Origin of the sequence: Exiguobacterium sp. s150 (genome assembly GCF_018618435.1) — a bacterium.
In the GTDB taxonomy this organism is placed as follows: domain Bacteria; phylum Bacillota; class Bacilli; order Exiguobacteriales; family Exiguobacteriaceae; genus Exiguobacterium; species Exiguobacterium alkaliphilum.
In genome coordinates, this window is record NZ_JACSMC010000002.1 from 201,752 (window position 1) to 223,051 (window position 21,300).

The 21,300-nt window shown below is 52.9% G+C and carries 20 protein-coding genes and 1 riboswitch; of the genes, 15 read left to right on the forward strand and 5 right to left on the reverse strand.

Translation table 11 applies throughout. From position 1 onward, the window contains the following. Positions 1–98: 98 nt before the first annotated feature. Positions 99–758: a DUF429 domain-containing protein gene (locus tag KNP76_RS02605; protein ID WP_034809149.1), complete on the forward strand. Its 660-nt coding sequence runs from the start codon at positions 99–101 to the stop codon at positions 756–758. 4 nt (positions 759–762) lie between these two features. On the opposite strand, the gene ytvI is transcribed toward KNP76_RS02605, so the two are convergent. Then, the gene (gene ytvI / locus KNP76_RS02610) at positions 763–1,893 is read right to left on the reverse strand and encodes a sporulation integral membrane protein YtvI (RefSeq protein WP_034814659.1); all 1,131 of its coding nucleotides are present in this window, start codon (positions 1,891–1,893) and stop codon (positions 763–765) included. Between the two features lie 84 nt (positions 1,894–1,977). Here ytvI and KNP76_RS02615 point away from each other — a divergent pair, with 84 nt between their 5' ends. Both KNP76_RS02615 and KNP76_RS02620 read left to right on the forward strand, forming a co-directional pair. Then, the gene (locus KNP76_RS02615; RefSeq protein ID WP_034809153.1) at positions 1,978–2,754 is read left to right on the forward strand and encodes a MazG nucleotide pyrophosphohydrolase domain-containing protein; all 777 of its coding nucleotides are present in this window, start codon (positions 1,978–1,980) and stop codon (positions 2,752–2,754) included. A 133-nt stretch (positions 2,755–2,887) separates the two neighbouring features. Then, positions 2,888–4,795, forward strand: a complete 1,908-nt coding sequence (locus tag KNP76_RS02620) for an N-acetylmuramoyl-L-alanine amidase family protein (RefSeq protein WP_251137303.1) — start codon at positions 2,888–2,890, stop codon at positions 4,793–4,795. 102 nt (positions 4,796–4,897) lie between these two features. On the opposite strand, the gene KNP76_RS02625 is transcribed toward KNP76_RS02620, so the two are convergent. From KNP76_RS02625 to KNP76_RS02635, 3 genes are read right to left on the reverse strand one after another with little or no spacing between them, the layout of a single operon-like run. Further along, a complete protein-coding gene (locus tag KNP76_RS02625) occupies positions 4,898–5,938 on the reverse strand; it encodes a ribonucleotide-diphosphate reductase subunit beta (protein WP_214842508.1) in 1,041 nt (346 codons plus the stop codon). Then, a complete protein-coding gene (locus tag KNP76_RS02630; protein ID WP_214842510.1) occupies positions 5,895–6,401 on the reverse strand; it encodes a flavodoxin domain-containing protein in 507 nt (168 codons plus the stop codon). The genes KNP76_RS02625 and KNP76_RS02630 overlap by 44 nt, the downstream gene beginning before the upstream one ends. Before the next feature lie 23 nt (positions 6,402–6,424). Continuing rightward, positions 6,425–8,701 carry a ribonucleoside-diphosphate reductase subunit alpha gene (locus tag KNP76_RS02635; protein WP_214842512.1) on the reverse strand — a complete coding sequence of 759 codons (2,277 nt, stop codon included), beginning with the start codon at positions 8,699–8,701 and terminating at the stop codon, positions 6,425–6,427. A 500-nt stretch (positions 8,702–9,201) separates the two neighbouring features. On the opposite strand from KNP76_RS02635, the gene KNP76_RS02640 reads away from it, so the two are divergent. The 12 genes from KNP76_RS02640 to KNP76_RS02695 all read left to right on the forward strand — a co-directional run bounded on the left by KNP76_RS02640 (position 9,202) and on the right by KNP76_RS02695 (position 19,160). Further along, on the forward strand, positions 9,202–9,435 hold the full coding sequence (locus KNP76_RS02640) for a DUF1871 family protein (RefSeq protein ID WP_034814667.1): 234 nt from the start codon (positions 9,202–9,204) through the stop codon (positions 9,433–9,435). 12 nt (positions 9,436–9,447) lie between these two features. Further along, entirely contained in the window at positions 9,448–9,696 is a 249-nt protein-coding gene (locus KNP76_RS02645) for a NifU N-terminal domain-containing protein (RefSeq protein WP_034809163.1), read from the forward strand. Further along, on the forward strand, positions 9,693–10,493 hold the full coding sequence (locus tag KNP76_RS02650) for a glycosyltransferase family 2 protein (protein WP_214842514.1): 801 nt from the start codon (positions 9,693–9,695) through the stop codon (positions 10,491–10,493). Before KNP76_RS02645 ends, KNP76_RS02650 begins: the two co-directional genes overlap by 4 nt. 4 nt (positions 10,494–10,497) lie before the next feature. Further along, entirely contained in the window at positions 10,498–10,992 is a 495-nt protein-coding gene (locus tag KNP76_RS02655) for an Lrp/AsnC family transcriptional regulator (RefSeq protein ID WP_034809167.1), read from the forward strand. Further along, positions 10,989–12,173, forward strand: coding sequence for an aminotransferase (locus tag KNP76_RS02660; protein WP_214842516.1), 1,185 nt, complete (start codon positions 10,989–10,991; stop codon positions 12,171–12,173). Before KNP76_RS02655 ends, KNP76_RS02660 begins: the two co-directional genes overlap by 4 nt. Before the next feature lie 58 nt (positions 12,174–12,231). Continuing rightward, the gene (locus KNP76_RS02665) at positions 12,232–13,482 is read left to right on the forward strand and encodes a lysine N(6)-hydroxylase/L-ornithine N(5)-oxygenase family protein (protein WP_214842518.1); all 1,251 of its coding nucleotides are present in this window, start codon (positions 12,232–12,234) and stop codon (positions 13,480–13,482) included. Positions 13,483–13,676: 194 nt separating this feature from the next. Further along, positions 13,677–14,069 (forward strand): S1 domain-containing post-transcriptional regulator GSP13, encoded by a 393-nt coding sequence (gene yugI, locus KNP76_RS02670; protein ID WP_024371302.1) that lies wholly within the window; start codon positions 13,677–13,679, stop codon positions 14,067–14,069. A gap of 90 nt (positions 14,070–14,159) precedes the next feature. Beyond that, a complete protein-coding gene (locus tag KNP76_RS02675) occupies positions 14,160–15,158 on the forward strand; it encodes a Gfo/Idh/MocA family protein (RefSeq protein WP_214842520.1) in 999 nt (332 codons plus the stop codon). Between the two features lie 68 nt (positions 15,159–15,226). Further along, entirely contained in the window at positions 15,227–16,390 is a 1,164-nt protein-coding gene (locus KNP76_RS02680) for an iron-containing alcohol dehydrogenase (RefSeq protein WP_214842527.1), read from the forward strand. Positions 16,391–16,496: 106 nt separating this feature from the next. Beyond that, the gene (locus tag KNP76_RS02685; RefSeq protein WP_034814677.1) at positions 16,497–17,849 is read left to right on the forward strand and encodes a glucose-6-phosphate isomerase; all 1,353 of its coding nucleotides are present in this window, start codon (positions 16,497–16,499) and stop codon (positions 17,847–17,849) included. Between the two features lie 98 nt (positions 17,850–17,947). Next, complete coding sequence (gene ytkD / locus KNP76_RS02690; RefSeq protein WP_034814679.1) at positions 17,948–18,421, forward strand: RNA deprotection pyrophosphohydrolase; 474 nt, start codon at positions 17,948–17,950, stop codon at positions 18,419–18,421. Beyond that, on the forward strand, positions 18,402–19,160 hold the full coding sequence (locus KNP76_RS02695) for an alpha/beta hydrolase family protein (RefSeq protein ID WP_034814681.1): 759 nt from the start codon (positions 18,402–18,404) through the stop codon (positions 19,158–19,160). Before ytkD ends, KNP76_RS02695 begins: the two co-directional genes overlap by 20 nt. A 30-nt stretch (positions 19,161–19,190) precedes the next feature. Here the strand turns inward: KNP76_RS02695 and pckA are convergent, their stop codons facing one another. Then, on the reverse strand, positions 19,191–20,762 hold the full coding sequence (pckA, locus tag KNP76_RS02700; RefSeq protein WP_214842529.1) for a phosphoenolpyruvate carboxykinase (ATP): 1,572 nt from the start codon (positions 20,760–20,762) through the stop codon (positions 19,191–19,193). Positions 20,763–21,078: 316 nt separating this feature from the next. Beyond that, positions 21,079–21,195, forward strand: a riboswitch (SAM riboswitch). The last annotated feature ends 105 nt before the right edge of the window (positions 21,196–21,300 follow it).

Genomic DNA, 21,300 nt, shown 5'->3' on the forward strand with positions numbered 1-21,300 from the left:
CGGATTCGGTTACACGGCTTGGCCATCCCAATGGTTGTTAGGGATCACCGTGTTTTGTGCGGTGTTCGGGATATTGGTTTTCATGCAGGAGGTACGCCGTGGTAGGAGTAGGAATTGATGGGGCACGCGGGAGCTGGGTACGCATCACGTACGATAGCATCTCGCTTTGTCTGACCATCTCAGAGCAGTTAGAAGATTTGTTGATCGATGGGGCCGTCCATTTCGTCGACATGCCGAAAACGTTAGGTACGGTCGCACAACCGGATCGAGCGTGCGATGCGTATATGCGATCAGAGTTGACGAAGCGGAAGTCGTCCATCTTCACCCCGCCGATTCAAGAGGTGTTAGGAGAAGCGACGTACGACGCGGCGAACACGATGAGCCGCGAGCTCGTCGGAAAAGGAATCAGCAAGCAGGCGTGGAACCTCACGCCGCGCATCCGTGAGTTCCAAAAGCTCGACCGTGACGACGTGTACGAGTCGCATCCGGAAGTATGCTTTGCCGTGATGACCGGGCAAGAGGCGCAGTTTAGTAAGAAGACGGCGGAAGGCGAAGCGGAGCGGATTGAAATGCTTCGCCGTTACTCGAACAGTTCCCCGTGGAAGTGGAAGATGTCGAACGTGCAGGTCGACGACATTATCGACGCCTGTATCCTCGCCGTCGCTGCTTACGAGGCCGGTACGACAGGTATTACGACGGTGCCAGACCAAACTGAAGGCGCGCCTTACGTGGCGGTCCCGACAAAGAAAGAGCGATGATGCGTCATCGCTCTTTTGGTATGGGCGCGGGGCCGATGATGAAGCGCCAAATGTAGTGAAACACTTGGGCGTTGTACAACGCCTTGAGCAAGACGGCGAACACGGGTCCCAAGATGAAGCCGAGGACGCCGAACAGTTTCAACCCGACGAAAATCGAGACGAGCGCCGCGAGCGGATTCAATCCGATATGCGAACCGACGATTTTCGGTTCGGCCAAGTTGCGCTGCACGATGACGATCAAATAGAGAACGAGCACGCCGATGGCGACGAACCAGTCACCCGTGATGGCGGCATAGGCCGCCCACGGAATCAAGAGCGTGCCGACCCCGAGATACGGCAACAGGTCGAAGAAGGCGGCGAGGAGCGCGAACGAGAGTGGGTTGTCGACACGAAGGATGAACATGCCGATGAGGACGATGACGAACGTGATGGAAATGAGCGTCACTTGGGCCCGGGCGTAGCCGAACAAGGCGGAGCGCAAGTTGAACATGACGGCCTCGAACTCTTTGAACCCTTTGCGTTCATTCAACCGTTCGATTTGGCGCATGTAAGACGGCCAATCTTTCGTGATGAAAAACCAGGCGAGCACGATGACGATGAAAAGCAACAAGACGAGCGGTAAAGCGCTCAGTAATCCTTGGAGCATACTTGCGATACCGCGAGACAAGACCCCGATTGCCGCACCGAGCTGGACGCCGAGTTCCGTGATTCCACCTTCGATTGAAGTCGTCTGGCTCGGGTTGAGCTGTTCGAGGCTGTCGTATGCGTCATTGACGAGCGGGGCGATGCGTTCGTTGAACACACGCTGAGCAAAGGTCGTGAACGTCTCGATTTGACCAGGAAGTTTTTCCGCAGCGATCGTGGCGTAGCGAATCAATTGCGAAATGACGATCATGATCATCCCGGTCACAATTCCGATGACGATGAATAGCGAAGCGAGTGTCCCGAGGGCGCGCGGTAGATTCACCTTTCGTTCGAACCAATTGACGAGCGGCACGGTCAACAAGGACAACAAGAAGGCAAGAACGAAAGGATAGGTGTACTGAAATAGGATGCCGAGTACCCAAATGACGGCGAAGGTACCAAGTATGACGAGAATAAGCCGAACAAGTTGCCAAAGTTTTGCGGATGACATGAGGCGTTACCCCTTTCCGTACAATTCGATTGAGCATAGTATACCATGGGGCCGGTTAATAGAGCAGAAGGATAGGTGAAGGAAATGAGAGAAATTCAACAACAAGTCGATCAGATGATCATTCATTTAGGTGGCTATTGGCGACCGCTGTCGGGCCTGGCTCGATTATTAGAAGAGGTGGGGGAAGTCGGTGCGGCTCTTTATGAAGACGATCGTACGGCGCTCGTCGAAGAGCTTTTAGACGTATTCGTCATCTCGACGTGTTTGGCCAACCAGTATGCGATCGCACTCGAGGCGCCAACGAGTCACGATTGTGACGTTCCGGTCCATGTGACGTATTACGCACTCGTTCGCGAATCTGGGGAAGTCGCCCGCATCTTAAACGCCTACGAGGGCGACAAGAAGTTGAAAGCGACGGCGACACCGGGGGCGCTCCAAATGCATCTTCAAGGCGTACAACAGGCGGTCTTCTCGATTGCGGGAACAATCGGACTCGACGTAAATGCTTCCATCGGGGCGCTCGTCGAAGCAAAATCGTCCCGGGACTTTGGTCGATTCGATCACACCCCGGATCCGATTACGGAAAATTCTGTCCGTACGTACCCGCGACGAGTCGAAGGGCGATATTGGGGTGGAATTGAGGCTAAAGAAAACGAAACGTTCGACCGATATATTGAACGAGAATATAATTTACGTCGCTTTTTAAAGATTGCTTCTGTCGAGGGACTCGACGGGTTCGTCCTTTGTCCGCCAATATCAGGGTGGAACTTGTCGACGATTAAACAGGAGCTTTCGAATGTAAAGGTGACGGAAGAAAAATATGGAAATGGGAATTACATCATCATTCGACAAAGTAACTAAAAACTATTCCCCTTTTTATCAAAAATATTCATCTTTTTTTCAAATACTTACTTTTTTTTTAAAAGCATTATGCTAATATGAAGTTGTTGTTAGTAGTAAGTAGCGCGAGAGGAAAGGAATATTTTGAATGAAAATGAAGCTATTAAAGGTTGCCCTCATTCTTTCGCTTCTCTTGTTCGGCGCCCAACTGCCAACGGTTGAGGCCTCGACTTTAGATGGCGAGACGACTGTCAACTTGAACGTCCGCTCGACAGCGAGCACAACGGGAACGCTCATTACGACGTTGCCGAAAGGTACGAAAGTGAAATATGGTACTCATAACCAATCATGGCATAAAGTGTATCTAAACAATCGTACATACTATGCCTCGGCGCAGTACATCAAACCGTTAGCGCCGGCTCCAATCACGACACAAGCGGCATCATCGACAGGTGTGACGACGGAGAACTTGAACATCCGTGTCACGTCCCACCGCGATGCGCAAATCGTGACGACGCTCAGAAAAGGGACGGAAGTCCAGTATGCCGCCCATAACACGTCTTGGGTGAAGGTCTTCTTAAATGGCAAGACGTATTACGCGGCGAAAGCGTATATCGCCCCGAAAGTCGTCACCGCGACGCCACAAAAACAGACGGGCTACACGAACCGGACGATCGAGTTGTTCAACCGAACGTTGCAGACGTCTCCGGTCGTCAAAACGATTCCGGCTAACCGTACCGTCACGTTCAGCATCCACAACTCGAGCTGGTCGGTCATCTACGAAGGGACGAGCACGTTCTATACACCGACCCGCGGCATCACGGCCGGAACACTTCAACCTTCGGTGACGAAAGAGAACGGGTATGCGAACCGTGAGATGAAGTTGTTCGAGACGCGCAATCAAGCTTCAAAAGTCATGAAGGTGCTTCCAATCAACTCACCGGTCGTATCGAGTAAATACAACTCGAGCTGGTCGGTCGTCTATGACGGGAACGCCACGTACTACACACCGACGGCATGGATCACACCTGGTCCGGCACCGGTTCAACCACCCACGACGACGACGCCTGAACCGGCAAAAGTGCAAGGTTATGCAAACCGCAATGCCAACTTGTTCGGTCAGACGCATCAGAGCTCACCGGTACAACTCGTCTTGCCGCACTATACGGCTGTGACGTATAGTGCCCACAACTCGAGCTGGTCGGTCGTCTATATCGGGACGAAGACATACTTCACGCCGACGTCTTGGTTGACTGCCGGTAAAGCCCCGGCCGCACCAGCTCCGGCACCGCAAGGAAAAGTGTATACGAACACGCCAGGTGACGCGTTGAACGTACGTTCAGCTGCCACAGTAAACTCGACGGTTCTCGGGAAGTTAGCACATGGAACAGAAGTTGAACATTACGGTTTGACGAGCGGATTCTATAAGATTAAATACAACGGCCGTGACGGGTTCATCTCGGCAGGATTCACGATGGCGACGAAGCCATCTGTCTCAAAAGGACCAGTTATCGTGATTGATCCGGGGCACGGTGGGAAAGACCCAGGTGCGTTGAACGGATCGCTTTACGAAAAGACAGTCGTTCTCGATGTGTCAAAACGTATCGAATCGTACCTCAGTTCAAAATATAACTACCAAGTACGTTTGACCCGTTCGACTGATATTTATTACACGCCACAACAACGTCCGACAATCGCACGAGATCTTCGCGGTGAATTATTCGTTAGCATTCATGCGAATTCATCAACAGATAAGACAGCGAATGGAATTGAAACGTTTTACTCAGGTTCGACATCTCAAAGTGCTCGTAGCCGTGTATTGGCAACGAACATTCAAAACAATCTTGTTTCGAGTATGTCAGGAACCGGCATGCGGAACCGTGGTGTGAAGACGGCTAACTTTGCTGTTATTAACCATAGCTTGATGCCATCAGCACTCGTTGAGCTCGGATTCATCACGTCACCGACGGATGTCGTCCACCTTCGCAGTGAAGCGTCACGCCAACGGATGGCGCAAGGGATTGCGGAAGGCATTGCCCAATACGTAAGAACTTATTATTGATCCGTTTCTGCTCGCGCAGGACAGCGAACCCTCGACGAATCAGTCGAGGGTTTTTCGGTACACCAAAACAGGAGCTCCTTCGTGAGAAGGAGCTCCTGTTTGTTAGAGGTCGTCGAAGCCGTTGGCGTCGGTGACTTTCGCGTAAGAGCGTGATTTTTGTTCAAAGAAATCGGATTTCGTCGCATTGAGTGAGTCGTCTGAATAAGCGCGAATCCAAGGCATAACGTCTTCGTTGAACCCTTCGTACAAGTCGTTCAATCCAATTACCCGGAGTCGCTTGTTAGCGAGGTACTTCACATAGTCGCGCATCTCGCTCACGTCAAGTCCATCGAGGTCGCGGAGCACGTACTCACACCACTCAATCTCTAAGTCGACCGCTTCTTTCATCGTGTCGTAGACGAATTCGCTGAAGCTGCCGTCTGAGTCAATTTGTGGGTTTTCCGTCAAGACGGCACGGAGCAACTGGCTGACGAAGTAAGAATGTTGCATCTCGTCACGCTGGATGTAACTGATCATCGTCGACGTGCCGACCATCTTCTGGTGGCGGGCCAAGTTGTAGAAGTAGGCGAAGCCAGAATAGAAGTTGATTCCTTCAAGGATAATCGAGGCGACGAGCGATTTCGCGAACGTTTCGGCCGTCTGTTCTTCGCGGAACTCTTCGTACAAGTCCAAGATGAATTGATTACGTTTCATGACCATCTCGTCGTCTTTGGCGATATCGAAGATTCGATTTTGTTCGCTGAGCGGAACGAGGCTTGAGAGGACGTAGCTGTACGATTGGTTGTGGACGACTTCTTGTTGGGCGATGACGGCGAGCACGGCGTGCACCGACGAGTCTGACGAGAACATCGAAGACTCAAGGATGTAGCGCGTCTGCACCGAATCGAGAATCGATAGCAAGCCGATGATGCGTTTGAACGCATCCTGCTCGCGTTCGCTCAACTGCGGCCATTGTTGCATGTCTTTTGACATCGAAATCTCATCTGGAATCCAGAAGTTTGAGAGCAGTTGCTTATAAATTGTATAAAATTGCGGATAGGCGATGTCATTCCAGTTGACGATAGAACTTGTCTCGCCCCCGATAATCGCTGTCGCCCGGTTAGGATGTTTGGGCGACAGTAGTTTGATCTTTTGAATGGTCATTGGCATATACTCCTTCTTCGGCGTTTCGTGCCAACCGTTCGGCCCAGTGTCGGACGTTGTACGGTTGGTTGCGCGGTGATTGTTCAATTTTAAGCAGTTCACCGGCGAGGGGAATCCCGTATTTAGACAGGTGGTACGCCATCTCATCGACGGCCCGGCAGAAGTGGACGAACATTTTGTCCCCGGTACCGAAGACGGCCGCTTGGCGAATCGGCACGTTCAGTTCTTTTAAGATGAGACGGAACGTGTCTTTCATCTCATCTGGCAACACGCCGTCGGCCCACGTGTACGAACCGAAATAGACGAGGTCGTACGATGCGAGGGCAGCCGCCTCGCGATGTCCGATTCGGTCCGACTCGAACAGGGCGACATGGTCGCCTCGTTCGATATGGGCCGTCTCAACGAGTGACGCGACTTCTTCCGTATTTCCGCTCATTGAACTGTAGACGATTGCGACGTTCATGGTCGGTCCCACCTTTCTTTATATTACGAAGCGCATGATTCACACTCATCGACTTCGACGGTCGTTGAGCGCGTATAGTAAATCGATTTCATGCCGAGCGACCACGCCTCAAGGTGCATCGTGAGGAGCTCTGTCGCTTTGACATCGTTCTTGACGTACAAGTTGAAGCTGATCGCTTGGTCGATATGACGCTGACGCGCCGCGTTTTGGCGGATGCTCCATAACTGGTCGACTTCGAACGCTGATTTATAGAACCAGTTCGTCTCCGGGTTGAGATCGGGTACTGTGACCGGAATCTTGTAGTTTTTCTTCTCTTCTGAATACACTTTTTTATAGACCGGATCGATCGATGCCGTACTTCCTGCGATGATGGCAGTCGACGAGTTCGGCGCGACGGCCATCATGTAGGCGTTCCGGACACCGTTTTGATGGACTTCTGCGGCGAGTCCGTCCCAGTCGAGGTCGTCGTGTGAACGATAGTTACGGCGTTTGAAGTACTCACCGGTATGCCATTCCGAACCTTCAAACACACCGAACGCACCTTTCTCTTTCGCAAGTTCCATCGAAGCTTGAATCGTGAGGTAAGCGATTTTCTCGTACAGTTTTTCTGCATATTGCACCGCATCGACCGACTCCCAACGAATTCCTTCAAGGGCGAGCAAGTGGTGCCAGCCGAACGTTCCAAGACCGACGGCACGATATTTTTGGTTCGTGATCATCGCTTGCGGCACTTCAATCGTGTTCAAGTCGATGACGTTGTCGAGCATACGCATTTGAATCGGGATGAGTCGCTCGAGCACGTCTGACTTGACGGCACGGGCGAGCGCGATCGAGCTCAAGTTACAGACGACAAAATCACCTGGCGTCTTCGTGATGACGATTTTCCCGTCTTCCGTATACTCTTCGTCGATGACGGTCGGGGACATGTTTTGCGCGATCTCTGAACAGAGGTTCGAACTGTAAATCATGCCGGCATGTTTGTTCGGGTTGGCGCGGTTCACCGCGTCCCGGAAGAACATGTACGGCGTTCCTGTTTCGAGTTGCGAGCGCATGTAACGCTTGACGAGGTCGATCGCCGGTACGGTCACGCGGGTGAGTTCTGGCGTGTTCACACATGCCATATATTTTTCCGTGAACGAACCACCGTTCTCTGTCTCGTCATAGAAATCTTCGAGGCTGAAGCCCATGACCGTACGAATCTCGTGCGGGTCGAACAAGTGCCAGTCACCTCGGGCTTCGACCGTACGCATGAACAAGTCTGGCAGACAGACGCCCGTGAACAAGTCGTGCGTCCGGAGACGCTCATCGCCGTTATTCAATTTCGCATCGAGGAACTCGAAGATATCTTTGTGCCAAATGTCTAAATAGACCGCAATCGAACCTTGGCGCATGCCGAGTTGGTCGACCGAGACGGCCGTGTTGTTCAATTGTTTCATCCAAGGGAGTGCCCCGCTCGAGACGCCTTTGAACCCTTTAATGTCGCTGCCGCGTGAGCGAATCTTGCCGAGATAGACACCGATTCCACCGCCGCCTTTCGAAAGGGTGGCCACGTCTGTGTTCGAGTCATAAATGCCACGAAGTGAGTCGTCGACCGTGTCGATGAAGCATGAGCTGAGCTGACCATATGATTTCCCGGCATTCGAGAGCGTCGGTGTGGCCACGGTCATATACAAGTTCGAAAGGGCCCAATATGCCTCTTCGACAAGTTTCACGCGCTGTGCCGGCGCTTCTTTTTGCATGAGCGTCATCGCGATGACCATGAACCGTTCTTGTGGAAGCTCGAACAAGTTTTTGACGTGATCGCGTCCGAGGTAACGGTCAGACAATGTGCGTAAGCCGATATACGTGAACAGGCGGTCGCGCGACGGGTCGATTAACGTCTCCAAATAGTCGATATCTTCTTTTGAGTACGTGTCGATGAGGGCGGATGTGAAGATGCCCTTGTTCGTCAGCGTCTCAATCATCGGATAGAGCGCACCGTAACGCGTCGAGGCATCGTAGCCACGATTCCGTGCAGCTTCTAAGTAGAGGCGGTTCAAGTACATCTCTGTCGCGACGAACGTCCAATCCGGTTCTTCGGCCTGCAACATATCAAGGGCGTGCATCGTCAAGAGTTCATATACTATATCTTGTGTCAGCGTTTTAGACTCGAGCGCCCGAATCGCTCGTTCTTCATATCGTTCCACACTCAGTTGTGGGTAGCGTTGTTTGATGGATTGAATCAGTTTCGAGACGTCTTCAAGCGTTGGCGCGTGGGCCAACATCGTCTCGTGTTGGATAGGGGATGTCAAAACGATCACTCCTTCGTCAGATGTAGATGTTATCAAGATATAGTGGAACGTGTCCGATTTAACGTCAATAGCCATTACGCGTAGTAAAGTACCGTTAACTATATATTGACGTTTTTTTGTCTTTTTAATCATAAATCACCTATATTTAGTTTTGCAATCCTTGACATTCGATGAACTGCAGTGTGATGGATTACTTTCACCCGAAAACGGCGCTGTCATCCGATTTGAGATGAGATTTGAGATAGAAAAAAGTTTGGTATCGAAGCGAGGTCGTATAGCTTGTGTTTTATGTAAGCGGTCAATTCCAAAAAAACGTCGACATCATCCGGTCCAAAGTGACAATTTTCACACGATATCTTAAGTGGCGAGTTATGTGAGTCACCACTATATATGGTAGTGCTCGTCTTTGAAAAACAGGGGAATCCGGGGCCGAGGTAGCGTCGAGGACGAAAGTGCGGTAGATTGAGGAAGTAAGGTTTGAAAAACGGAATAAAAGAAGGGTTTAACAAATGAGAGCAGAAGACTTATTATTAGCATGGGACCCACTCGGTTACGGAGTCGGGTCGTATGGACCTGAGTTCGATGATATCGCCGTGGCGCTGACCGAAGTCGGGACAGAGGAAGAACTGTCTACGCGGATCCGTCATATTTTGACGGATGCGTTCGATGAATGTCCGACCGAGTCCGACACGCGGGCCATGGCGAGACGACTACTCGCGTCTTCACAATCTTGTCAACTATAAGGGGGAACTTACATGTTACGCATCGATCCAACACCGAATCCAAACGCAATGAAAATCACACTTCCGGAAAACGTCTTCGGAGCGAAAAGCCAGAGCGTGAAAGCTGGAGAAGCGACGGACCAGCCGCTCCTCGCGAAACTCGTTCAAATCGAAGGTGTCGAGAGCGTCTTCGCTTACGGCGACTTCGTCACCGTGTCAAAAGAGAACGGCGTCAGCTGGGAAACAATTTTGCCGCACGTCGAGACAGCTTACCGCGGATGAGTCCGCTCGTCACAATCGTCATTCCGGTCCATTCGCGTGAAGCGGAATTGACGGAACTGTTAGACAGCCTCGTTGTCCAGACGTATCAGCAGTTTGAAGTCGTTGTGATCAATAATGACGGGCCGCCAAAACAACATCTTTTGGCGCCTTTTTTGAATCGATTGACGATTCGCTACATCGAGCTCGGTGAGAACCATCACGTCAAGGCACGCAATCGCGGCGTGCGTGAGGCGGCCGGGGAGTATATCTTGCTGCTCGACGATGATGATTTGCTGATGCCGACCCATATCGAGCTAGCGCTCGAGGACATTCGTTCGGCCGACCTCGTCTTCACGGACGCCGAACTGTTTCGCTTCGAGTGGCAAGACGGTCATCGTGTCGTCACGGACTGGGAAGCGTTCGCTTACGACCTCGACTTGGTCCGGTTGCGGCAAGATTCGACGTACATTCCGTCGGGCACGCTCTACCGGAAACGGCTGCACGATGCGATTGGACCGTTTGACGAGGATGTCTATAATTATTGGGACTGGGATTTCATATTACGCGTCAGCGAACAGGGGACGATCACGCATCCGGCACGGGCGACCGTGCTCTATGCCTTCAACGGTACCGACAACTTATCGGCGAAACAAGACGAGACGCGGCGGCGATATTTTGACCGTTTTTGCGAGAAGCACGGTCTCGTCAACATGGAGATGAAAAACTTTCATATCGTCCAAGCCGAACGGCGTGATTATGTGAGACAGACAGAGAGAACGTTCACGGGAGCGTTCCCCGGTAGAACGGAAGGAGAATGACAGAATGTATACAACAAAAGAGTTAGAACTGCTCGAGCTACTCGAGGAAAAAGGATACATGGAAACGAAAGTCCTCGCGGATATGCTTTCGACCGACGAAGCGACTGTCGACGCGATGCTTGAGAAGTTCAAGCAAGACGGGATTTTGCTCGGCTTTCGCGCGATGGTCAACTGGCAAAAAATCAATCGGCATGACGTGACGGCGTTCATCGACGTCAAAGTGACGCCGAAACGCGGTCGTGGGTTCGATGAAGTCGCCGAACGGATTTACCGCTTCCCTGAAGTGACGGCGCTCTACTTGATGTCAGGGGCGTACGACCTTCAAGTCGTCATCCGGGCTAATTCGCTCCAAGACGTGGCGTCGTTCGTATCGGATAAACTGTCGCCGCTCGATTCGGTCGTTTCGACGACGACCCACTTCAAACTGAAGACGTATAAACATGATGGCATCTTGTTCACCCCACAAGTCGAAGACAAGCGGTTGAACATCACGCCATGAAGTCACTCTCGAATCAAGTCGTCTCGATGAAGCCGTCGGGCATCCGCCGTTTCTTTGACTTGGCACAGACGATGGAGAACGTCGTCTCTCTCGGGGTGGGAGAGCCGGACTTCATCACGCCGTGGAACGTGCGCGAAGCGAGCTATGCGGCGCTTGAACAAGGTTATACGGCGTATAGTGCCAATGCCGGACTTCTCGAGTTGCGGCAAGAGATCTCGCATTATATGAAGCAACGGTTCGACGTCGCGTACGACCCGGCGACCGAGCTCATCGTCACGACAGGCGCCTCACAAGCGCTCGATATCGCATTTCGGGCCCTCTTAAACCCGGGCGACGAAGTCATCGTTGTCGAGCCGGCGTTCGTCTCCTACGGCCCGCTCATCGAGATGGCGGGAGGGACGGTCGTGCCGGTGGCGTGTCGTCCTGAATCCGGGTTCCGCTTGAGCCGGGAAGACGTCGAGGCCGCCATCACCGAGCGGACGAAAGCGATGCTCCTCTGTTTCCCATCGAATCCGACAGGGGCGACGATGACAGGGGAAGAGCTCGCGGACATCGCCGAACTCGCGACGAAGCACGACCTCTGGGTCGTCAGTGACGAGATTTATGCCGAGCTGTCGTATGATGAACCGTTCACGAGCTTTGCGACGTTACATGATATGCGTGAGCGCACGATCGTCGTCAACGGGTTCTCGAAAGCGTTCGCGATGACCGGTTGGCGCCTCGGTTTCACGTGTGCCCCGGAGGTCGTGACGCGCGAGATGCTCAAAGTCCATCAGTACGGCATGATGTGTGCACCGACGCTCGTTCAGTTCGGCGGTCTTGAAGCGCTCCGGAGCCGAGAACAACACGTGCCGAAGATGGTGAAGAGCTATCGCCAACGCCGCAACTATTTCATCCAAGCGCTGAACGACGCCGGCCTGCCGACACATGTGCCGGGAGGCGCGTTCTATGCGTTCCCGTCGATTCGCTATACCGGTTTATCGAGCGAGGAGTTCGCCGAGCGGCTCTTGCTCGAAGAGCGTGTTGCGGTCGTCCCAGGCAACGCCTTCGGTGCGAGCGGAGAAGGGTTCGTCCGCGCGAGTTACGCGACATCGATTGAACAACTGCAAGAAGCGATTCGTCGCATCGATCGGTTCATGAGCCAGTTCGAAGTGACGGTGACGACAGACTCTCAGCAATGAGGGTCTGTTGACGTTTTAGCGGTATAGTGAGCGGGAAAGAATAGGCGAGGTGAAACATATGGAACAAGTAGATTTTGTCGCCATCGGTTGTGGACCGTACAATTTAGGGTTGATGGCGTTAGCGGAGAAGACGACGTTACGAGGCGTTTGTTTTGAACAACGACCTGAGATGATGTGGCATGAAGGGATGCTCATCGACGGAATGACGATGCAAACGCATTATTTGCAAGACCTCGTCACGGTCGCCGACCCGACGAACGAGGCAAGTTTTTTAAATTATTTGAGTGAGACAGGGCGACTGCAAACGTTCATCACGCAAGAACGGAACACGATTCCCCGGACGGAATATAATCGTTACCTCAGGTGGGTGGCCGAAAGCTTGTCGACCGTCAAGTTCGGGCACCGGGTGTCGGATGTGACGGCCGACGGGGAAGGGTATGTCGTGACCGTGGAGTCAGCCGGAGAGACGATCCAGCTTCGCGCTACACACGTCGTGCTCGGTACGGGCATGACGCCGCTCGTTCCAGACGGATTCGAACAAGTCATCCATACGAGCGAATATATGACATATCGAGATGTGTTAAAGGACAAGTATCGTGTCGCCGTCGTCGGTAGCGGACAAAGTGCGGCGGAAGTGTTCCTCGACTTGCTCGGCCACGCGACAAATGAGCAACGGGTCGACTGGATTACACGGTCGGACCATTTCGAGTCGCTCGAGGCGGGGAAGTTAGGTGATGAGATTTTTAGTGTGGACTACGTTCGGTACTTCCACGCTCTATCGTACACGTCACGTCAAGCGTTGCTCAAGTCGTTCGAACGGTTCCGTCACGGGGTGAACCCAGAGACGATGACAGCAATTTATGAGACGTTGTATCATCGGACGGCAGAAGGAGAGTCGACCGAGCAACAGGCGGCGTTACTCACGCAAGTTGAAGTCGAAACGATCACGTACGACTGGCTGATGCATCGGTTGACGGGTAAACACGTGTATACTGGGGAAGCGATTGAACGGACGTACGACCTCGTCGTCGTCGCGACAGGATACCGACCGTTGCTTCCGTCTTGGATTGACCGATTGCCGATCGTCTGGGAAGCCGAGAAGGAATGGCGAGTCAATGAGACGTATGAGATTCAGATGGAAGGTCGATTCGGTGGGAAGTTGTTCACGCACACGAACATCGAACACTCACACGGTCCTGCGGCGACCAACCTCGGCATGGCCGTGTATCGAAACGCGATCATATTGAATGAGATGGCGGGAGAAACCCTGTATGAAGTGAGTGTCCAGAAGCCGTTTACAACGTTTTGAACAAAAAAAGGGCTAGGCCAAAGCCTAGCGGAATCAGGGGGGAATACTTGAAGTCTTGCTTGATTTGTATTTACCCCGCCTTTAGACTTTGAAACGTCGAAATCTTTCCGAATAATCTTTTTTACTAATTTCTACACTTTATCGAAAAAAGTATGTTATAGTAAGTTGATGAATTTAGCATAGGAGTGTTTGTAATGGCAAAATACGAAAAAGATCAAGTTTTAAAAGGTAAAGTAACAGGAATCCAACCTTTCGGTGCGTTCGTCGCACTCGACGACGAGACACAAGGTCTTGTCCACATCTCTGAAATCTCACACGACTACGTGAAAGACGTGAACGAGTACGTTCAAGTCGGTCAAGAAGTTGAAGTGAAAATTCTTGAAGTTGATGAAGCTTCTAAGAAAATCAAGCTTTCGATGAAAGCGACTCAAGAAGCTCCAAAACGCGAAAAGTCGGCTAAACCGGCTCGTCGTGGTGGCCAACGCCGCAACGAAGCTTCTAACTTCAAGCAAGAAGAAGCACCAGGCTTCACAGTCCTTAAGGACAAGCTCGAAGACTGGATCAAAAACACGAACTTCAAGAAGTAAGTGATTGAGGCGACCTAGCGATAGGTCGTCTTTTTTTGTACAGGAAAACAAGTCGCTTGTCCCGAACAGTACAAAAAAGGAGTGAACGCGATGAACATTGGAATAATCGGAACAGGTGGGATTGCCACGACGGCACACATCCCGCAATACATCGCCGCCGGCGCGAACGTCGTCGCCGTCATGAACCGCACGCGCGCGCGAGGAGAGGCGGCGGCACGGCAATTCGGAATCGAGCGTGTCTATGAGACGGTCGAAGAGATGCTTCAAAATGAATCGCTCGATGCGGTCAGCGTCTGCACGCCGAACGCGCTCCATAAAGACCAAGTCCTCGCGGCGCTCGCAGCGGGATGCCACGTACTTTGTGAAAAGCCGCCGGGCATTTCGGCACGTGAAGCGAGCGAGATGCGGGAGGCCGCCGAACGTGCGAAGCGGACGCTACATTATGGCTTCCATTATCGACATCGAGCGGATACGGCACTGTTGAAGCGAATGATTGAAGCCGGTGAACTCGGTCAGATTTATGCGGCGACCGCCATCGCCCTTCGGCGTCGCGGCATCCCGGGTTGGGGTGTGTTCACGGATAAAGAGCTCCAAGGCGGTGGGGCGCTCCTCGACCATGGCGTCCATATGCTTGATTTAGCGCTTTATTTGATGGGGTACCCGAAGCCGGTCGACGTGATGGGTCACATCGGGCAATATCTTGGCATGCGTCCGGGCGTCGGATTGATGGGAACGTGGGACGCCGAAACATTTTCTGTCGAAGACACGGCTCGGGCGATGGTGAAGTTCGAAAACGGGGCCTCTCTCATGTTCGACGGCAGCTTCATGGCGAACGTCGGACCGCGTGACACGATGCGTGTCGAATTGCGCGGGACGGAAGGTGGCGCGACACTGTTTCCGCTCCATCTCCATACTGAAGCGCACGGTGCGTTGTTCGATCAGACACCGGCGCATTTGGAGCATGTCGACCCGTATGCGGTGCAAATCCAAGCGTTCCTCGAGGCGTGCCGACGCGAGCCGACCTACGAACAGGCCGATCAAGCGGTCATCTTACATTCCATTATCGATCGTATCTACGAACAGGCATGATGCTTTTCATTCAGGAAAAACAGGGTATATAGTGTAGGTGTTACATATTTTCTTGAGGAGGCTGACTTATGCACAACTTTGAATACAAAAACCCGACGAAACTTATCTTCGGGACGCATCAGATTGAAAAACTTGCTGACGAGCTTCGATTGCTCGACGCGAAGAAAGTGATGCTCGTCTATGGAGGCGGGAGCATCAAGAAGAACGGGACGTACGAGGAAGTCGTCGCGGAATTGAACAATGCGTCGATCGACTTCGTCGATTTCGCTGGTGTCGAGCCGAACCCGCGCATCGAGACGGTACGCCGTGCCGTCAAACAGGCGCGTGAAGAAAACATCGACGCGTTGCTCGCCGTCGGTGGCGGGTCGGTCATCGACTGTACGAAACTCATCTCGGCGGCCATCCCGTACGAAGGCGATGCGTGGGATATCGTCCTTCGCGACCACATCCCGACCGAGGCGGTCCCGTTTGGTACCGTGCTCACGCTCGCTGCGACAGGTTCAGAGATGAACTCGGGCTCGGTCATCACGAACTGGGAGACGCAAGAGAAATACGGCTGGGGCCACCCGCTCGTCTATCCGACGTTCTCAATCCTCGACCCGCGCTATACAGTGTCGGTCCCGAAAGACCAGACGATTTACGGTATCGTCGACATGATGAGCCACTGCTTCGAGCAATACTTCCATCCGAATCACGCCCCGGTCCAAGAGCGCATGACGGAAGGCGTATTGAAGGCGGTTGTCGAGTCGGCACCAAAGCTTGTCGACGACTTAGAAAATGTCGAATTACGTGCCATCATCTTGTTCGCCGGGACGATCGCCTTGAACGGCGTCTTGCAGATGGGCGCATCAGGGGACTGGGCATCACACAACATCGAACACGCGGTGTCGGCCGTCCATGACATCCCGCACGCAGGCGGACTCGCCATCTTGTTCCCACGTTGGATGGAGCACGTCCTTGACGCGGACAATGCAGCGCGCTTCGCACGACTCGGCACGGAAGTGTTCGACGTCGAACCGGCAGGAGACGACCTCGAGACGGCGAAACGGACGATTGAGGCGATCCGGGCGTTCTTTGACAAGCTCGGTGCCCCGAACTCGCTTCGCGATTACGACATCGATGCGTCGTCGTTCGACGCAATCCTCGATTCTGCGATGAAACGCGGCGCATTCGGTCGTTTCCGTACGCTCGAGCGGGAAGATGTGGCAGCCATTCTTGAGTTGAGCAAATAAGGCGATTTGATGCCTATTTCGCAATAATGATTGAACGAATCCAACGTTTCCGTTTATGATGGGTCATGTATGGCTCTTAAATGAGCGATTTAAAGGAGGAAATGACATGTCAACTGTACGTTTCGATTATTCAAACGCCCTCTCTTTCGTCGGGGAACACGAAATCGATCAAATGCAAGAAACGGTGAAAGCACTCCACTCGGTCATCCACGACCGGAGCGGGGCAGGCAGTGATTTTCTAGGATGGGTCGACCTTCCGACGAACTTCGATACCGATGAGTTCGCCCGCATCAAAGCGGCAGCGGAGCGTATCCGTGACAACTCGGACGTCCTCGTCGTCGTCGGGATCGGCGGTTCGTATCTCGGTGCGCGTGCGGCCATCGAGATGCTCCAGCACTCATTCTTCAACGTCTTGTCGAAGGAAGAGCGTCAAGCGCCACAAGTGTTCTTCGCCGGACATAACATCTCGTCAACTTACATGACAGAATTGCTTCACGTCTTAAAAGACAAAGAAGTGTCGGTCAACGTCATCTCGAAATCGGGGACGACGACAGAACCGGCCATCGCGTTCCGTGTCCTTAAACAGTTCATGGAAGACAAGTATGGACAAGACGGTGCCCGTGAGCGCATTTACGCGACGACGGACCGTGCCCGCGGTGCTTTGAAGACGCTCGCGGATGCGGAAGGGTATGAGACGTTCGTCATCCCGGATGACGTCGGCGGACGTTTCTCGGTCCTCACACCGGTCGGCCTCTTGCCGATCGCTGCGGCCGGCATCGACATCGACGCGTTGATGGAAGGTGCACGTGACGCGCAAGAAGCGTATAGCTCACCTGAACTTTCAGAGAACGAGGCGTACCAATACGCGGTCGTCCGTAACGCCATGTACGCGAAAGGGAAATCGATTGAGCTTCTCGTCAACTACGAGCCGGCACTCCATTACGTCTCGGAATGGTGGAAGCAGCTTTACGGCGAGTCGGAAGGAAAAGACAACAAAGGGATTTTCCCGGCGGCGGTCGACTTCTCGACAGACCTTCACTCGATGGGACAATACATCCAGGAAGGGCGTCGTGATTTGTTCGAGACGGTCATCCGTGTCACAAACGTGCGCCATGCGATGAACGTGCCAGAGGATGCACAAGACCTTGACGGCTTGAACTTCCTCGCCGGTGAGACGATTCAATTCGTCAACGACAAAGCGGCAGAAGGAACGCTTCTCGCCCACACGGACGGCAACGTGCCGAACCTCGTCGTCGAATTGCCGGAGATGACGCCATACCACCTCGGCTTCTTGTTCTACTTCTTCGAGAAGGCGTGCGCGATGAGCGGCTACATCCTCGGGGTGAACCCGTTCAACCAGCCGGGCGTCGAAGCATACAAAGCGAACATGTTCGCGCTTCTTGGAAAACCTGGCTACGAGGAACAAAAGGCAGAGCTCGAAAAGCGTTTGAACCAATGATTTTACGTCGGTCCACTTCGGTGGGCCGATTTTTTTGTTTGAAACTAGGGTGAGACAAGGTAAAGTGAGAGTAGACACGGGAAAGAAAGGGATGGACTATGTTGACATTCACGGACTACTATCATAATCAAGTCGAGTTGAGCTTCACCCATTATCCGTTCTCAGATACACCGCTCCACGTCTGGGTCGTCGCCCGTTACGGGGACAAATGGGTGTTGACGAAACATAAGCAGCGCGGTCTCGAGTTCCCCGGGGGCAAAGTCGAACCGGGCGAACACGAGGATGATGCGGCGATACGCGAAGTATTCGAAGAGACGGGGGGCATCGTCAAATCGCTCCATTACCTCGGCCAATATCGGGTGCTCGGACGAGGTGACACGGTCATAAAGAACATATACTTTGCCGTCATCGACCGTTTCGAGGACCATCCGGCCGTGGAGGAGACAGACGGTGCCGTACTCCTTGACGAACTGCCGAAAAACCTGCTCCGCAACAATCAATACAGTTTCATGATGAAAGATCGCGTCTTGCCTGAGACGATGAAGGTGCTGCATGCAAAAAACATGGTTTGACCGGATTGAGCCCCTCGCTCCCTACGCGGGCTATCGCATTCATCGCGGGTGGTACGAGACGCGTGACGGGGAAGACGTCGTCGCGTATACGATCACGCCGAAACGCCCGAACGGCCATGTTCTGTTTTACTTGAGAGGCGGGACGGGCCGCATCGGGGACGTCCGCTTGCCACGCTTGATGCAATTCGCGGCGCGTGGCTTTCACGTCGTCGCCCCGGTGTATCGGGGCAATCACGGCGGGACCGGCAAAGAAGATTTCGGGGGCGACGATTTAGAGGACGTCTTGTCGCTCTATGACCGGGTGCAGCAGACGAATCCACGGATTCATGCACTCGGCTTCTCACGGGGCGGGATGATGGCGCTATCGCTCGCTTCCGTCCGTCCGCTCGTCTCCGTCACATCATGGGCCGGTGTGACGAATTTGAAATGGACGTATGAGGAGCAACAGACGATGCGCAAAATGCTTCGACGGATGACGGGCGGGGACCCGGAGACGGCGAGTGCGGCGTATATTGAGCGGTCGCCGCTCTATAAAGACTGGGACGCGCCGACGCTGTTGATTCATGGGACGGACGATGAGCAAGTCCGGCTCCGCCATGCGACGGCTGTCGCCGAAAAGCTCGGCGCACAGGCCGAGCTTTGGGTCGTCCCGTTCGCGCACCAATTGCCGTTTTGGGACAAGTGGGAGACGACGGAGCGGGCGATGGATTGGATGCTGAAGCAAACGAAACAGGGCTAGTGCCACATGTGCACTAGCCCTTTCTTTAATTTAGAAGACGATCGGTCCGGCCGCGATGACCGACTCGTTCGCTTTCGTGAACCGTTTGAAGTTATCTTGGAACTTGATCGCGAGCGCGCGCGCCTCGGCGTCGTACTTCGCTGAATCTTTCCATGTGTCACGCGGGTTGAGGACGTCGCGTGGCACACCTTTGATGTCGACTGGGATGTCGACATTGAAGATGTCGTGGCGGATCGTCTCGACGTCACGGAGTTCTCCGTTGACGGCCGCGTTCACCATCGCGCGCGTGTAAGCGAGCTTCATCCGCGACCCTTCGCCGTATACGCCGCCCGTCCAGCCTGTGTTGACGAGATAGACGTCGACGTCGTGCTTCTCGATCAACGTGCCGAGCATATCAGCGTAGCGTTCTGGTGCGAGTGGCAAGAACGGAGACCCGAAGCAAGTCGAGAACGTCGCTTGCGGCTCGGTCACACCGCGCTCCGTACCAGCCAGTTTCGACGTGTAACCAGACAAGAAGTGATACATCGCCTGCTCTTTCGTCAATTTGCTGATTGGCGGTAATACACCGTACGCGTCAGCCGTCAAGAACACGATCGTGTTCGGATGTCCGGCGCGTGATGGGAGCATGGCGTTATCAATGAAATCGATCGGATAGGCGGCTCGCGTGTTTTCCGTCAAGGAAATGTTTTTGTAATCAGGTGAACGGTCATCATTCAAGACGACGTTCTCGATTAAAGATCCGAAACGGATCGCGTCATAGATTTGCGGCTCGTTCTCACGCGACAAGTTGATCGTCTTCGCATAGCAGCCACCTTCAATGTTAAACACGCCGTCTGGAGACCAGCCGTGCTCATCATCACCAATCAAGTGACGTTCTGGGTCGGCCGATAACGTCGTCTTCCCGGTTCCCGATAGCCCGAAGAAGAGTGCGGTCTCGTTGGCGTCGTTGACGTTTGCCGAACAGTGCATCGAGAGGACGTGTTGCTCCGGGAGCAGGAAGTTCATGACAGAGAAGATTGATTTCTTGATTTCACCACCGTACTCTGTTCCCCCGATCAGAATCGTACGTTTGGCGAATGAGACGAGAATGAACGTCTCGGAGTTCGTGCCGTCGACAGCCGGATTTGCCTTATAGCTCGGTGCATAGATGACCGTGAACGGGTCGAACGCACCTTTTGTCGGCCATTCACGAAGGAACAGTTGCTTCGCGAACAAGCTGTGCCATGCATATTCTGTGATGGCGCGAACCGGAAGCGTGTAATGCTCATCCGCACCTGCTGACGCTTCAAGATAGTAGAGCTTTTGTTTTTGCTCAAGATGGGTGAGCACCTTATCGAGCAACGCTGTGAACTTCTCTTCGGCGATCGGTTGGTTGACCGGTCCCCAGTCGACTAAGTGATTGCTGACTTCATCTTGCACGACGAATTTGTCTTTTGGTGACCGGCCTGTGAATTTGCCTGTACTGACAGATAAAGCCCCGTCTTTCGTCAGCACACCTTCCCCGTTTTGAATGGCTTCTTCCACCAATTCTGGAACCGTCAAGTTCCGTTTCACGTCGGCACCGTTAATTAATTCTTCGATTTTCAGGAGCGTTGTCGCCATCCCGAATCCCACCTTTCCCCTAAATAGATGTGGATGAAATCCGCATACTTCCGCAGTTAATTAGTATGACGTTTTTATTATATGTGACACACTAATTAAAAACAAGCGTTTCTTCACTTTGACAAGTAAGCGCTTTCTTACATTGTCATTCTAACATATTCTGTACCAGGTCATAGAACAAAATCGGAAACCGTCATAAAAATGTTTGTTATTTCACAAACATAACTATTTGCCCGTTCGTGAAAAGTTTTACGAATTCGGTCGATACGCTTGACAGAACGGTACGTCATTTATATGATGGTGTTCGTAACGGATACTCTTATTCTGAGCGGTGGAGGGAACAAGGCCCTACGAAGCCCAGCAACCGTCCGAATGTAATGTTGTCGGAAAAGGTGCTATCCTGAAGCGAAGCGTAAGCTTCGAACGATAAGAGGGTAAGGAAGAACGATTCAACCTTTCCCATTGAACGTGGCGAAAGGTTTTTTTCATTACCGTCCCAAAGCAACGCGTAAGGGGAACGAGTACCGTCCACACATCA

What these genes read in the sequence shown, in the direction of transcription:
- ytvI (WP_034814659.1), bottom strand. Translation starts at nt 1,893, where the DNA reads ATGTCATCCGCAAAACTTTGGCAACTTGTTCGGCTTATTCTCGTCATA.
- KNP76_RS02615 (WP_034809153.1), top strand. Translation starts at nt 1,978, where the DNA reads ATGAGAGAAATTCAACAACAAGTCGATCAGATGATCATTCATTTAGGT.
- KNP76_RS02620 (WP_251137303.1), top strand. Translation starts at nt 2,888, where the DNA reads ATGAAGCTATTAAAGGTTGCCCTCATTCTTTCGCTTCTCTTGTTCGGC.
- KNP76_RS02625 (WP_214842508.1), bottom strand. Translation starts at nt 5,938, where the DNA reads ATGACCATTCAAAAGATCAAACTACTGTCGCCCAAACATCCTAACCGG.
- KNP76_RS02630 (WP_214842510.1), bottom strand. Translation starts at nt 6,401, where the DNA reads ATGAACGTCGCAATCGTCTACAGTTCAATGAGCGGAAATACGGAAGAA.
- KNP76_RS02640 (WP_034814667.1), top strand. Translation starts at nt 9,202, where the DNA reads ATGAGAGCAGAAGACTTATTATTAGCATGGGACCCACTCGGTTACGGA.
- KNP76_RS02645 (WP_034809163.1), top strand. Translation starts at nt 9,448, where the DNA reads ATGTTACGCATCGATCCAACACCGAATCCAAACGCAATGAAAATCACA.
- KNP76_RS02650 (WP_214842514.1), top strand. Translation starts at nt 9,693, where the DNA reads ATGAGTCCGCTCGTCACAATCGTCATTCCGGTCCATTCGCGTGAAGCG.
- KNP76_RS02655 (WP_034809167.1), top strand. Translation starts at nt 10,498, where the DNA reads ATGTATACAACAAAAGAGTTAGAACTGCTCGAGCTACTCGAGGAAAAA.
- KNP76_RS02660 (WP_214842516.1), top strand. Translation starts at nt 10,989, where the DNA reads ATGAAGTCACTCTCGAATCAAGTCGTCTCGATGAAGCCGTCGGGCATC.
- KNP76_RS02665 (WP_214842518.1), top strand. Translation starts at nt 12,232, where the DNA reads ATGGAACAAGTAGATTTTGTCGCCATCGGTTGTGGACCGTACAATTTA.
- yugI (WP_024371302.1), top strand. Translation starts at nt 13,677, where the DNA reads ATGGCAAAATACGAAAAAGATCAAGTTTTAAAAGGTAAAGTAACAGGA.
- KNP76_RS02675 (WP_214842520.1), top strand. Translation starts at nt 14,160, where the DNA reads ATGAACATTGGAATAATCGGAACAGGTGGGATTGCCACGACGGCACAC.
- KNP76_RS02680 (WP_214842527.1), top strand. Translation starts at nt 15,227, where the DNA reads ATGCACAACTTTGAATACAAAAACCCGACGAAACTTATCTTCGGGACG.
- KNP76_RS02685 (WP_034814677.1), top strand. Translation starts at nt 16,497, where the DNA reads ATGTCAACTGTACGTTTCGATTATTCAAACGCCCTCTCTTTCGTCGGG.
- ytkD (WP_034814679.1), top strand. Translation starts at nt 17,948, where the DNA reads ATGTTGACATTCACGGACTACTATCATAATCAAGTCGAGTTGAGCTTC.
- KNP76_RS02695 (WP_034814681.1), top strand. Translation starts at nt 18,402, where the DNA reads ATGCAAAAAACATGGTTTGACCGGATTGAGCCCCTCGCTCCCTACGCG.
- pckA (WP_214842529.1), bottom strand. Translation starts at nt 20,762, where the DNA reads ATGGCGACAACGCTCCTGAAAATCGAAGAATTAATTAACGGTGCCGAC.